Annotated in this window: 7 protein-coding genes; 4 read left to right on the top strand and 3 right to left on the bottom strand. The window is 65.7% G+C overall.

Going from position 1 to position 13664, the window contains the following annotated elements; genetic code table 11:
• Window positions 1–24: 24 nt before the first annotated feature.
• The 3 genes from IE224_RS03430 to IE224_RS03440 all read left to right on the top strand — a co-directional run bounded on the left by IE224_RS03430 (window position 25) and on the right by IE224_RS03440 (window position 7848).
• A complete protein-coding gene (locus IE224_RS03430; RefSeq protein ID WP_167620801.1) occupies window positions 25–1887 on the top strand; it encodes an autotransporter assembly complex protein TamA in 1863 nt (620 codons plus the stop codon).
• Entirely contained in the window at window positions 1887–6371 is a 4485-nt protein-coding gene (locus IE224_RS03435; RefSeq protein WP_191308071.1) for a translocation/assembly module TamB domain-containing protein, read from the top strand. Before IE224_RS03430 ends, IE224_RS03435 begins: the two co-directional genes overlap by 1 nt.
• Before the next feature lie 220 nt (window positions 6372–6591).
• The gene (locus IE224_RS03440; protein WP_191308074.1) at window positions 6592–7848 is read left to right on the top strand and encodes a CAP domain-containing protein; all 1257 of its coding nucleotides are present in this window, start codon (window positions 6592–6594) and stop codon (window positions 7846–7848) included.
• 294 nt (window positions 7849–8142) lie between these two features.
• Here IE224_RS03440 and cysN read toward each other — a convergent pair whose 3' ends face one another.
• The 3 genes from cysN to IE224_RS03455 form a co-directional block, all read right to left on the bottom strand.
• The gene (gene cysN / locus IE224_RS03445; RefSeq protein ID WP_167620804.1) at window positions 8143–10062 is read right to left on the bottom strand and encodes a sulfate adenylyltransferase subunit CysN; all 1920 of its coding nucleotides are present in this window, start codon (window positions 10060–10062) and stop codon (window positions 8143–8145) included.
• A gap of 1 nt (window position 10063) precedes the next feature.
• The gene (cysD, locus tag IE224_RS03450; RefSeq protein ID WP_167620805.1) at window positions 10064–10990 is read right to left on the bottom strand and encodes a sulfate adenylyltransferase subunit CysD; all 927 of its coding nucleotides are present in this window, start codon (window positions 10988–10990) and stop codon (window positions 10064–10066) included.
• Between the two features lie 131 nt (window positions 10991–11121).
• Window positions 11122–12357 carry an Hsp70 family protein gene (locus IE224_RS03455; RefSeq protein WP_191308076.1) on the bottom strand — a complete coding sequence of 412 codons (1236 nt, stop codon included), beginning with the start codon at window positions 12355–12357 and terminating at the stop codon, window positions 11122–11124.
• Between the two features lie 181 nt (window positions 12358–12538).
• Here IE224_RS03455 and IE224_RS03460 point away from each other — a divergent pair, with 181 nt between their 5' ends.
• Window positions 12539–13633: an AI-2E family transporter gene (locus tag IE224_RS03460; RefSeq protein WP_229849236.1), complete on the top strand. Its 1095-nt coding sequence runs from the start codon at window positions 12539–12541 to the stop codon at window positions 13631–13633.
• The last annotated feature ends 31 nt before the right edge of the window (window positions 13634–13664 follow it).

Here is a 13664-nt window from a genome sequence, read left to right on the forward strand (position 1 = left end):
AAAGCAAGAACGGCAGGGCAGGACATGCGGGCATATCTTCGGGCGGCGCTTCTGGCATCCACGGTCATGGGCCTTGGAGGAATGGCCTGGGCGCAATCCGCATCCTCGCCCTTTTCCGGCCTGTTCGGGGGACGCACGGACGAAGGCCCGGTGGACCTGCAGTTCCGCATCCAGGGCGCCGACGACCTGGAACAGCCGCTGCGCAACGGCTCGCTGATCTCGGGCGCGCTGTCAGAAGGCCGGACCACGGGACAGGACGTGCTGGCGGCGGCGCGGGGCGATTACGCCCGGATCCTGGGCAACCTTTATGACCGGGGCTACTACTCGGCCATCATCAACATAACCCTGGACGGGGTCGAGGCGGCCGAGGTCGCGCCGCTGGACGCGCCCGAGGTCGTGCGACAGGTGGTCGTCAGCGTGCAGACCGGCCCGCGCTTCCGCTTTTCGCGCGCGGCCATTGCGCCTGTCGCCCCCCGAACCGACCTGCCCGCCGAATACCGCCAGGGCGAGGTCGCGGGCACCGGCACGATCCGGGGCGCCGCACGGGCCGGCGTCGCGGGCTGGCGCGAGGTCGGCCACGCCAAGGCCGAGGTCGCGGGACAAGAGATCACGGCGGATCACAACACCAACACCGTGGACAGCCAGATCGGCCTGGCACCCGGACCCGCCGTCACTTTCGGGCGGCTGAACATGCGCGGATACGACCGCATGAACCCCCGCAGGCTGCACAAGATCGCGGGCCTGCCCGAAGGCGCGCGCTTCGATCCAGACGAGGTCGAGGATGTCAGGAAGCGCCTGCGCCGGACCGGCGTCTTTTCCGCCATCACCCTGGAAGAGGCGGAAACCCTGAACCCCGACGGCAGCATGGACATCAACCTGACGGTGGTCGAACAGAAGCCCCGCCGGATCGGCGCGGGCTTCGAGATTTCCTCGACCGACGGGGCGATGGTGTCGGCCTACTGGATGCATCGCAACCTTCTGGGCGGGGCCGAACGCCTGCGGATCGAGGGCGAGGTCAAGGACATGGGATCCGACAGCAGCGGCCGGGACGAACGCATCACCCTGCGCATCGACAGGCCTGCCACCATCACGCCTGATACCACGGCCTATGTCCTGACCAGCCTGACCCGGATGCGAGAGGAAGACTACGACGAGGATACCGGCATCATCGGCCTGGGCTTCAACTATATCTTCAGCGACCGCTTCACCTTCGACACGGCGATCCAGTACCAGTTTTCCCGCGTTTACGACGAGGGCGGCGAGGAAACCGACTTCAAGGTCCTGGCCCTGCCCACAAGCGTCCTGTGGGACGCGCGCGACAACGAAAACAACGCCAAGCGCGGCTATTACCTGCAGGGCGACGCCACGCCCTTCAAGGGCTTCGACGGCACCGATTCAGGCATCCGCATCCTGGGCGAGGGCCGCGTCTTCCGTTCCTTCGGCACGGACGACCGCTTCACCCTGGCGGGCCGCGCCCGCATCGGCAGCGTCCTGGGCAGCGAAATCCAGAACACGCCGCGCAACTACCTGTTCTTCTCGGGCGGGGGCGGCACCGTGCGAGGGCAGCCTTACCAGTCGCTGGGGGTCGAGGAGATCGAGAACGAAGCAGGCGACACGATCAAGACCGGCGGGATGAGCGTGGCAACCCTGTCGGCCGAGGTCCGCTGGCAGGTCCGCGAAAGGATCGGCGTCGTGGCATTCGCCGATTACGGCGAGGTCTGGGCGGAAGATGGCTGGAACGGCGGAAGCGAATGGCACTCGGGGGCGGGGATCGGCGTTCGCTATAACACGCCCATCGGGCCGCTGCGTTTCGACGTGGCCGGACCTACCGGGGGGGACACTGGCGAGGGCGTGCAACTGTATCTTGGACTGGGGCAGGCTTTCTAATGCGCAAACTCTGGCTGATCCTTTTCGCGATCCTGTTCCCGCTGTCAGTCATGGCGCAAAGCGCGGCCGAGATCTCCCAGCAGGAAAGCGACGACCGCGGCTTCCTGACCCGGCTTCTGGAACGCAACCTGTCCAGTGCCGGCCGCGAGGTCGTGATCGACGGCTTCCAAGGCGCGCTCTCGTCACGCGCGACCTTTGACCGGATCACCATCGCCGACCGCGACGGCGTCTGGCTGACGCTGAACGATGGCGCGATCCAGTGGAACCGCTCGGCCCTGCTGCGCGGCCGGATCGAGATCGCGGAACTGTCGGCCCGCGAGATCCTGCTGCCCCGCCTGCCGGTGGGCGAGGCACAGGCCCCCACCGCCGAAGCGCGCGAATTCGAATTCGCCCTGCCCGAGTTGCCCGTCGCCCTGAATATCGAGCAGATCCGGGCCGAGCGGGTGGAACTGGGCGAACCCGTCATCGGCCTTGCGGCCGCTATCTCCCTGACCGGCGGCATGAGCCTTGAGGGCGGCGAGGGCCAGGCCCGGCTTGCGATCCAGCGGCTGGACGGTCCGCGCGGCAACTTCAACCTGGATGCCGGCTTTTCCAACGAAACGCAGGTCCTGCGCGTGAACCTGACGCTTGACGAGGCTGCCGACGGGCTGCTGGTCAACCTGATAGACCTTTACGACAAGCCCTCGGTCGTGGCGGAAATCAGCGGCGAGGGCCAGATCCGCGACTTTGGCGTCGACATCCGGCTGGCGACCGACGGGCTGCCGCGGGTGACGGGCCGCGTCAGCGCATCAGGCGCCCCCGGCCCCGCCGGCGATCCCGGGACCAATTTCGCGTTGCAACTGGGTGGCGATGTAGCCTCCCTGCTGGCGCCGCAGAACCGCGCCTTCTTCGGCAACCAGGTCCAGCTTCGCGCCGAAGGCTGGCGAGGCGAGGACGGACGGCTGGAAATCCCCACCCTGAACCTTGTGACCGAGGCACTGTCGCTGGACGGCTCGCTTGCCGTCAATGCCCAGGGCGCGCCGCAGAATGCCGAATTGCTGATCGCGCTTGGATCGGACGCGGGCGCCGCGCAGGTGCCGGTTCCCCTGCCCTTCGCGGGCGAGAACTCGACCGTGGAAAGCGGGCGGCTGGAACTGCAATATGACACGGCGCAGGGCCAGGGCTGGACCCTGAACGGCCGTGTCGGCGCGCTTGACCTGGGCGATGTGCTGCTGGGCGAATTGCAACTGGACGGGTCGGGCGCGGTGGTGCTGGAAGGGGGCAGCTTTGCGTCCCTGAACGGCGGCATCCGCTTCGGGTCGCGGCAGATGGTCTTTGCCGATGCGGGTCTGGCCCAGGCCATCGGTCCCGAAATCACCGGCAGCACCAGCTTCGACTTCACGCCCGGCAACGCGGTCGAGTTTTCCGACCTGACGGTCACCGGTCCCGACTATGGCCTGGACGGGCTTGTGCTGCTGTCGGGCCTGGGCAGCGGCTTCGTCCTGTCGGTCGATGCCGATGCCCGTTACGAGGATCTGGCCCGTCTATCGACGCTGGCCGGGCGGGATATTCAGGGCAGGGCCGATGCCAGCCTGCGCGGCTATTACCGCTTTCTCAACCGCAGCTTCGACATCGACGCCAGCGTGACCGGCACCGATATCGCACTGGACCAACCGCAGCTTGACCGCCTGCTGGAAGGGCAGTCCACCATCACCCTGGACGCCCGCCGTGACGAAACCGGGATCGAGATCGAGGATCTGTCCGTCAACGCGCAGCGCCTGACCGCGCAGGCGCAGGGCTATGTCAACAGCCTGTCCAGCGATCTGACCGCGACGATCTCGATGCCCTCGCTGCAGGATGCCGACCCGAACTTCTCGGGCGCGCTTCAGGCCGAGGCTAAGCTGTCGGGCGCAGCCGGTTCGCGCCAGTTGACCGTCAGCGGCGAGGCCGAGGATCTGCGCATCGGCATCGAGGCCCTGGACAACGCGCTTGAAGGCCAGACCACCCTGACCCTGCTGGCCGCCGAAAAGCCCGCGGGTTACGAGGTCGAGGTGTTTCGCCTGGCCAACCCCCAGATCCGCGCCGAAGGACGGGGCAGCTTTGCCCAAGGCGCGCTTGACGCCAATCTGGATCTGTCCGTGCCGGATCTGTCCGCGATCCGCGAAGGCTGGACCGGCGGCTTTGATGCCATGGCCCGGCTGACCGAACAGGACGGCACGCGCTTCATCGACATGACGGGATCGGGGCAGAACCTGTCCTTCGGCGTGGGGAACGCCGATGCCGCCCTGACCGGCACAACCCGCCTGCGGGTGCAGGCCGAGGAACGGGACGGCACCGTCACCCTGCGCGACGTGGAACTGGTCAACGACCAGATGAACGCGACCGCCCAAGGGGTCTATGGCCCCGGCGTCACCGATATCTCGGCCGATGTTCAGGTGGCCTCGCTTGCGCCCTTCGGCCCTGGCTGGCGCGGTGCCCTGAACCTGACCGGCAGCTTCCGCGAGGCAGGCGACGGCATCCGGCGGCTGGAGGTCACCGGCACGGGGCGCGACCTTGCCTTTGGACAAGCGCAGGTCGATGGCGCGCTTGCCGGCGAAACGCGCCTCGCCGTGACCGGCACCGAACAAAACGGCGTCTTCACCATTGAACAGGCCCGGGTCGAAAATCCGCGCCTGAATGCGACCGCCAGCGGCACGGTCGGGGGCAACCGGACGGATGTGACGGCGCAGGTGAATGCGCAGGATCTGCGCTTCCTGGGCAACGGCATCAGCGGCGCGCTGAACGCCGATGCGCGGCTGGTCCAAGACGGCGCCGTTCGTCGCATCACCGCGACCGGTACCGCCTCGGGCCTGTCGGTGGGCCAGCCCCGCGTCGATCCGCTGCTGCGGGGCCAGACCAGCTTCGACATCGCCGCCACGCAAGCACCGGCGGGGCTGTCCTTCCAGCGGCTGAACGTCCAAAACCCGCAGCTGCAAATCCAGGCCGAGGGCGACACCGCCAGCGGCATGACCGTCAGCGCGCGCCTGACCGATCTGGGTCTGCTGCAACCTGAATTTCCCGGCCCCGTGCAGGTCAACGGCACCATTCGCGAAGAGGGGGCAAGATTCGTCGTTGACCTGACGATCACCGCGCCGGGGAGCACCCAGGTGCAGGTCGAAGGGACCGTCGCGCGCGATTTCTCGACCATGGACCTGTCCATCACCGGCTCCAGCAATGCGTCGATCGCCAATACCTTTATCCGCACCCGCAGCGTCGAAGGGCCGCTGTCGCTGAACCTGACCGTCAACGGCCCGCCTTCGCTGCAATCGGTCAGCGGCCGGGTGCAACTGACCAACGGCCAGATCGTCGATCCGGGCGTCGGGATCCGGCTGGAAGACGTGAATGCCACGGCCGATCTCGCGGGCGGGCGCATCAGCGTCGATGCCGGCGCCAATGTCGCGGCGGGCGGTCGCGTGCAGGTCAGCGGGCCGGTTGACCTGCAGGCCGGGACGCTGGACCTGTCCATCGTGCTGGACCGGGTCATCGCACGCGACCCGAACCTGTACCAGACCGAGATCAGCGGCAACCTGCGCATGTCGGGCAGCAATGCCGACGGGCCGCTGATATCCGGTGTCGTCAACCTGGGCGAGACCGAGATCCGCATCCCATCGACCGGCCTTGGCGGAGCAAGGGCGATCCCGGACATCAACCATGTCGGCGATACGCGGCCTGTCCGGTCCACCCGCGCCAAGGCCGGGCTTGAAGGCTATCCCAGTCAGGCCGCGCGCGATGCGGGCATGGCCGGGCCGCCCTCGACCCCGCCATCGGCGCCGCCGCGGCTGGATCTGGTCATCAACGCGCCGAACCAGGTCTTCGTGCGCGGACGCGGCGTCGATGCGGAACTGGGCGGGTCGCTGCAGGTCCAGGGAACCACCCGCAACGCCATCCCCATCGGCTTCCTGGAACTGATCCGGGGCCGGGTGGACCTGCTGGGCCGCCGGTTCGACCTGACCGAGGGGCTGGTCGAACTGCAGGGCAGCCTGATCCCGGTGATCCGCCTTGTGGCTGAAACCGACCGGGACGGCATCACCACCCGCATCATCATAGACGGAGAGGTCCGCGACCCCGAGATCACGTTCGAATCCTCGCCCGAACTGCCCGAGGAGGAGGTGCTGTCCCAACTGCTGTTCGGGCGCGGACTGGACAATATCAGTCCGCTGCAGGCAGCCCAGCTTGCCAACGCCATCGCCGTCCTGGCGGGCAGGGGGGGCGAGGGGATCATCGGCAACCTGCGCAACCAGGTTGGACTGGACGACTTGGATCTGGCAACCGACGATGACGGGAATGTCCAGGTCCGCGCGGGCAAGTATCTGTCGGACAACCTGTATACCGATGTCGCGGTGGGGGCCGACGGGCGAAGCACGCTGAACCTGAACCTGGACGTCACCGATTCCCTGACCGCGCGCGGATCCGTCGGGACCGAGGGCGGCAGCACCCTGGGCATCTATTTCGAGCGTGACTACTAGGACCGGGGGGATTGCGGGCTGTCCTCTGGCAGTCTGCAATCCGTAAAGCCTCGGCTTGCGCCGCTATCGCGCATTTCGTGACGCCGGGTGCCCTGATCTGGGGAAAATCGCCGACCGGGCGCCAGCCGTCGGCGATAGTTCGCATTTGACATATCTTAAGCGAACTTTTCATACCTGACACGCTATGGTTGAGGAACCGTCCCCATCCTTGGACCGTCACATGTCCTATGCCACCGCAAACGAACGCTACTTCGCCAGCCTCGTCAACCAGGCCCGCAAGGACAGAGGGCTGCCGCCCCTGACCCTGGAAAAACGGCTGAACGATTCGGCAGATGCGCATAGTCGCTGGCTGCTGGACAAGGACGTGTTTTCCCATACGGGGCAGGGCGGTTCATCCCCTCGCCAGCGGATCGAGGCCGCGGGCTTCGATCTGGCCGGCAGTTGGGCAACGGCCGAGAATATCGCCTATGTCAGCATCCAGGGCGCGTCGGATCTGCGCGATGAGATCCGTCACCTGCACCAGAACCTGATGGACAGCCCCGGCCATTACGCCAACATCATGGGCGCCACCTCGTATCTGGGGATCGGCCTGCAGACCGGCACGATGCGGGTCAACGGATACGATTACCCGGTGCTGATGGTGACGCAGAACTTTGCCCGCACCGATGGGCAGGTCCGGCCGGATACGGGGAGCTTCCAGAAGGTCGCCCAGCCCAGCGTCAACGGCACGATGCAAAGCCGTGCGGACTGGCTGGACAGCGCGTCCGGCGTCCGGCTGGCCGCTGCAGGACCGGGTGCCGGGAATGACGACCTGGGGCTGACCAACCGCAACGACACTGTCGACGCAGGCGCTGGCGATGATTGGGTCAGTGGTGCGGGCGGCCATGACCGCCTGCTGGGCCAGGCAGGCCATGACCGGCTGATTGGCGGTGCGGGTGCGGACAGCCTGGACGGTGGCCTTGGCAATGACACGCTGCAGGGCGGCGTCGGCAACGACCTTCTGGCAGGGATGGATGGCCATGACATGCTGCGCGGCGAAGCGGGGCATGACACGCTGCGCGGGGCGGCTGGCAATGACCGGCTTTGGGGCGGCGACGGCAATGACCTGATGGCAGGCGATGCCGGAAACGACTGGCTGATCGGCGAAAGGGGCGCGGACAGCCTGTCGGGCGGTGCGGGGAACGACACGCTGAGCGGGGGCATCGGCAATGACCTGCTGAATGGCGGGGCAGGGGCAGATACCTTTGTCTTTGCCCGCGGGGGCGGCTTTGACACGATCCAGGGCTTTGACCACGATGCCGACCGCCTGCTGATCCCGCGGATCCTGCTGGACGCCGACCCTGCGGCATTCATGCGCGACCACATGACAAGAACTTCCGCTGGGGTTGTAATCGATCTTGGGGATGGGGACCGTATTCTTGTTCGCGATCCAAACCTTACGCCCGCACAGCTTGCGGATGACATCTTCGGTTATTGATCAACCGATCAACCAGAGGGTGAAACAAGACCGAAAAATGCCCGCCGAAAAGGGCGGGCATACTCGTTAAGTCATTGCAAAAATAGCAGATCAACTACGGCGTTTTAACATTTATAAACCCGAGAGGTTCCTGACATCCGGCTTATTTTTCTGCATGTGCGAAGGTCCGCCCATGCAGAGCGACGTGATCGGCAGGCTGCAGAGCCGGGTTGGCAAAGGCACAGCCAAAGCCCGCGTCCGCAAAGGGGCAGAGGCCGGCTGATGACCGTAGCAGGATCGGCTGTCCGGGACCGGTCAGCCTTGCGACAGGATCGCCGCGATCACCCGGTCGGCGGCTTCCTCGGCTGTCAGGGCCACGGTGTTGACCACCAATTCGGCCTGTTCGGGTGCCTCGTAGGGGCTGTCGATGCCGGTGAAGTTCTTCAACTGGCCCGACCGCGCCTTCTTGTAGAGACCTTTCACATCGCGCGCCTCGGCCACGTCCAGCGGGGTATCGACATAAACCTCGAGGAACTCGCCCGCGGCCATCATGTCGCGGACCATCCGCCGTTCCGACCGGAAGGGCGAGATGAACGCGGTCAGCACGATCAAGCCGGCATCGGTCATCAGCTTGGCGACCTCGCCCACGCGGCGGACGTTTTCCACGCGGTCGGCATCGGTGAAGCCCAGGTCGCGATTCAGCCCGTGGCGCACGTTGTCGCCGTCCAGCAGGAAGGTATGCTTGCCCATCGCGTGCAGCTTGCGTTCCACGATATTCGCGATTGTGGACTTGCCCGAACCTGACAGGCCGGTGAACCAGACGACCTTGGCCCTCTGGTTCTTCTGCGCGGCATGGGCGTCACGGTTGATGTCGGTCGATTGCCAGTGGATGTTCTGCGACCGGCGCAGCGCGAAATGCAGCATCCCGGCGGCGATGGTGGCGTTCGTCATCCGGTCGATCAGGATGAAGCCGCCAAGGTCCGGGTTGTCGGCATAGGCTTCAAAGGGCACTGGCCGGTCGGTCGAGATATTGACCACGCCGATGGCATTCAAGCCCAGCGTCCTGCTGGCGAGATGCTCCATCGTATTGACGTTCACCTCGTATTTCGGCTCGGTGATGGTGGCGCTGACGGTCTGGGTGCCGATCTTCAGCAGATAGGGCCGGCCCGGCAGCATTTCCTGCTCGGCCATCCAGACCAGGGTCGCCTCGAACTGATCGGCCACCTCGCAGGGGGCGTCGGCGCGCACGATCACGTCGCCGCGCGAACAGTCGATCTCATCGGCGAAGGTCAGGGTGACGGACTGGCCCGCGACGGCCTGGTGCAGGTCGCCGTCGAAGGTCACGATGGACTTGACGGTGGTGGTCTTGCCCGAGGGCAGGACGCGCACCGGATCGCCGGGATGGACGGCGCCCGCGCTGATCTGGCCCGCGAAGCCGCGGAAATCCAGATGCGGGCGGTTCACCCATTGCACCGCCATGCGGAAGGGGGCGTCCTGCATGGCCGTGTCGCTGACAGGCGCTTCCTCAAGATGGCCCAGAAGGGTCGGCCCCTGGTACCAGGGCATTTCCGGGCTTCTGGAAACGATATTGTCGCCCTTCAGCCCTGAAATCGGGATCGGCAGGAAGCTGTCCATGCCGATCTGCTTGGCGAAATGCGAGTAATCGCTGACGATCTCGTAGAAGCGTTCGGCCGAGTAATCGACAAGGTCCATCTTGTTGACGGCCAGCACGATGTTCTTGATGCCCAGCAGGTTCACCAGATAGCTGTGCCGACGCGTCTGGGTCAGCACGCCCTGGCGCGCGTCGATCAGGATGACGGCCAGATCGGCAGTGGATGCGCCGGTGACCATGTTGCGGGTGTATTGTTCATGCCCCGGCGTATCGGCCACGATGAACTTGCGCTTGTCGGTCGCGAAGAAGCGATAGGCCACGTCGATGGTGATGCCCTGTTCGCGTTCGGCGGCCAGGCCGTCGACCAGCAGGGCAAAGTCGATCTCTCCGCCCTGGGTGCCCGACACCTTGCTGTCGGCTTCCAGGGACGCAAGCTGATCCTCGAAGATCATCTTGCTGTCGTAAAGCAGGCGGCCGATCAGCGTGGACTTGCCGTCGTCGACTGATCCGCAGGTGATGAAGCGCAGCATGGTCTTGTGCTGGTGCTTCAGCAGATAGGCGTCGATGTCCTGCGAAATCAGGGCATCGGTCACATAGACGGGATCCTGGGTGTGCGCGGTCATCTCAGAAATACCCTTCCTGCTTCTTCTTCTCCATGGAGGCGGCCTGATCCTTGTCGATGGCCCGGCCCTGCCGTTCGGACGTGGTGGTCAGCAGCATTTCCTGGATCACCTCGGGCAGGGTGCGGGCGTTGGATTCGACGGCGCCGGTCAGGGGATAGCAGCCCAGCGTGCGGAAGCGGACCGACCGCATCTGCGGGGTTTCGCCATTCAGCGGGAAGCGGTCGTCATCGACCATGATCAGCAGCCCGTCGCGTTCCACGACCGGGCGCGGTTCGCTGAAATACAGCGGCACGATCTCGATGTTTTCGAGGTGGATGTATTGCCAGATGTCCAGCTCGGTCCAGTTCGACAGCGGGAAGACGCGGATCGATTCGTCCTTGGACTTGCGGGTGTTGTACAGCTTCCACAGTTCGGGCCGCTGGTTCTTGGGATCCCAGCGATGGTTGGCCGAACGGAAGGAAAAGATCCGTTCCTTGGCGCGGGACTTTTCCTCGTCGCGGCGCGCGCCGCCGAAGGCCACGTCGAAGTTGTATTTCGTCAGCGCCTGCTTCAGCCCCTCGGTCTTCCACATGTCGGTGTGAAGGGGGCCGTGGTCGAAGGGGTTGATGCCCTGTTCCTTGGCCTCGGGGTTCTGGTGGACGATCAGATCCATGCCCGCGGCCTTGGCGGCCCGGTCGCGCAATTCATACATCGCCTGGAATTTCCAGGTCGTGTCCACATGCAGCAACGGGAAAGGGGGCGGCGCGGGATAAAAGGCCTTGCGCGCCAGATGCAACATGCAGGCCGAATCCTTGCCCACTGAATACAGCATCACCGGGTTTTCGGCATTCGCCACCACCTCGCGCATGATGTGGATGCTTTCGGCTTCCAGGCGTTGCAGATGCGTCAATGTCGCCGGAGCGAGAGGGGTTTCGGCTTGGCTGTTCATGGGATCGGCTCTTGTTTCGTCGGGGCGGCATCGTCCTTGTCAGGAACGATATCCTTCAGTGCCGCCCCTTATGCAAGTTTGCCGGACAGGAAAAACCAGTGTTTCCTGTCTTTGCCGCATTTGCAGGAACGCTATTCCCCGTTGCTGGCCAAAGCCAGACCGTCGCCCACGGCGGTGAATGCCTCGGATCGGTGAAGCCGCGCCGCCGGAAGATTCTGCGCCACCAGATCCGTCACCAGACCCATCAGGCTGGAGCCGCCGACCAGCACGACATCGCCGATATCCTGCGCGGCCAGGCCTGCCCGATCCAGCGTCAGCGCCACCGCCGCCCCAAGATCCGTGCGATAATCCCGCAGCGCCGCCTGCAGCGAGGCGCCGTCGATGGGCGCGGCAAGGCGAGGCTGGATGAAGCCCATGTCGATCCGGGCGTCGCCGCCCCTGTTGGCGGCGATCTTGCCGCGTTCGACGGCGAAGGCAAGGTCGTGGCCCAGTTCGTCCGTCAGCACCGTCACCAGCCGGTCCATCCGCGCGGAATCGACCGCAAGCCGGGCCATCTGCCGGGCCAGCCTGCGGTTCTCGGGCGAATAGACAAAGGGGATATGCGCCCAAGTCGCCAGGTCAAGATAGATCGCGTTGGGCACCGGCAGCAGGCCCGGCCCCATCTCTCGCCGCAACTGGGTTCCGTGGCCCAGAAGGGGCATGGCATGGGACAGCGAGATCGCCTGGTCGAAATCCGTGCCGCCCAGCCGGATGCCATGGCTGGCAAGGATCCGGACCCGTCCATGCTCGGCCCGGTAAACCGAGAAATCCGAGGTGCCGCCGCCGATGTCCACGATCAGCCCCGTCCGCCCCTCGGTGCCCATGCCGTGGCAGGCCAGGGCCGCGGCCTCGGGTTCCGGCATGAAATCGACATGGTCGAAGCCTGCGGCGTGATAGCAGGCGCGCAGGTCGGCCTCGGCCGCCGCGTCGCGGGCGGGATCGGGGTGGAAATGGACGGGGCGGCCGGACAGGACACGGGTCTGCGGCCTGCCCGTGGCGGCCTCGGCCTTGTGGCGCAGCGCCACCAGGAAGGCCGTGATCACATCAGCCAGCGTCCGCCGCCTTCCGGCGATCAGCCGCGATTCGTGCAGCAGGGGCGTTCCCAGCACGCTTTTCAGCGCCCGCATGTAGCGGCCCTCCTCGCCCGCAATCAGCGCCTGCGCCGCGGCCTCGCCGATCCGCATGGCGCCGCCGCCCGCAGGAAAGAACACGGCGGTGGGCAGGGTGTCGGACGCCCCCTCGACCGGGATGCGCCTGACCCGGCCCGCATCAAGGATCGTGACGGCGGTGTTCGAGGTGCCGAAGTCGATCGCGAGGGTGCTGGTCATGGCCTTGGCCTTTTGGATTGAAAGGCGCCGTGGCTAGCCGATGCGACAGATTCCCGCAAGCACAAGGCCCGAAAGACGGGTTGACGCGGCGATCAACAATGCAACAGTCATGGCAAGCGGAATACCGAAAGGCAGGCGCGAGCGCATGAACGACCCACAGCAGGCAACGCCTCGGCCCCAGATGGTGGTGCAAGACGACCCGGCGACGCCTTTTCCGCTGATCAGCGACATCTCGGCCGCCCGCTGGCTGCTGGTCTTCATCATCGCCGCCGCGATCTATTTCTTCCACGGCTTCCTGGTGCCGGTGCTGGCCGCGACGATCATCGCCTTTGCCAGCTGGCCCTTGTCGCGCAGCGTGCAGCGGGGCCTGGGCATCCACCGCACCACCACGGCGGCGCTGTTCGTGCTGGTGATCGTGCTGTTTCTGGTGGTTCCGATCACCATGGCGCTGCTTTACGCCTTTCGCGAATTGCAGCAATGGATCTATTGGGTGTTCGAGGTGAACGCCAATGGCGCGCCCGCGCCCGAATGGATGACCGCCCTGCCCCGGATCGGCGACTGGATCGACGAACAATGGTCCCGTCATGTCGGCCAGCCCGGCGCGATCGCGGAACTGGTGCAACTGACCAGCGGCAACACCATCGCCTCGATCTATCGCAGCGTCCTGGCGGCGGGGAACATCGCCTTCCACCTGGCGCTGAACCTTCTGTTCATGCTGATCGCGCTGTTCGTGTTCTATCGCGACGGGCACAAGATCGCGGGCCAGATCGACATCGTGGGCGCGCGCATCCTGCCCCGCCGATGGGAACGGCTGTCGCGCGTGGTGCCGCTGACGATCAGCGCCACCGTCACCGGCATGACCCTGATCGCCATCGGCGAGGGCGTCATCCTGGGCATCGCCTACTGGATCGCGGGCGTGCCCTCGCCGGTGACGCTGGGGGTCATCACGGGGATCATGGCGCTGATCCCGGGGGGCGCGCCGCTGTCCTTCACGCTGGTCTCGATCTATCTGGTGGCAAGCGGGTCGCCGCTGGCAGGGGTGCTGCTGTTCCTCTGGGGTTCGGTCGAACTGTTCATCGTGGACAAGACGATCCGGCCCGTTCTGGTCGGCGGGCCGGTCAAGATGCCCTTCCTGCCGACGTTCTTCGGGCTGGTGGGCGGCGTCAAGACGATGGGCATCGTCGGCCTGTTCGTGGGCCCGGTGCTGATGGCCCTGCTGGTGGCGATCTGGCGCGAATGGCTGCGGGAAATCCGTGAACATCCGCAAAGCCCTTGATCCTCGGGCCTTGCTGAATAATATCCCGCCG

The organism is Paracoccus aerius, assembly GCF_014656455.1.
GTDB lineage: Bacteria > Pseudomonadota > Alphaproteobacteria > Rhodobacterales > Rhodobacteraceae > Paracoccus > Paracoccus aerius.

Excerpts from the sequence above, each read along its gene's own strand:
- IE224_RS03430 (WP_167620801.1), top strand. The coding sequence starts at position 25 with ATGCGGGCATATCTTCGGGCGGCGCTTCTGGCATCCACGGTCATGGGC.
- IE224_RS03435 (WP_191308071.1), top strand. The coding sequence starts at position 1,887 with ATGCGCAAACTCTGGCTGATCCTTTTCGCGATCCTGTTCCCGCTGTCA.
- IE224_RS03440 (WP_191308074.1), top strand. The coding sequence starts at position 6,592 with ATGTCCTATGCCACCGCAAACGAACGCTACTTCGCCAGCCTCGTCAAC.
- cysN (WP_167620804.1), bottom strand. The coding sequence starts at position 10,062 with ATGACCGCGCACACCCAGGATCCCGTCTATGTGACCGATGCCCTGATT.
- cysD (WP_167620805.1), bottom strand. The coding sequence starts at position 10,990 with ATGAACAGCCAAGCCGAAACCCCTCTCGCTCCGGCGACATTGACGCAT.
- IE224_RS03455 (WP_191308076.1), bottom strand. The coding sequence starts at position 12,357 with ATGACCAGCACCCTCGCGATCGACTTCGGCACCTCGAACACCGCCGTC.
- IE224_RS03460 (WP_229849236.1), top strand. The coding sequence starts at position 12,539 with ATGGTGGTGCAAGACGACCCGGCGACGCCTTTTCCGCTGATCAGCGAC.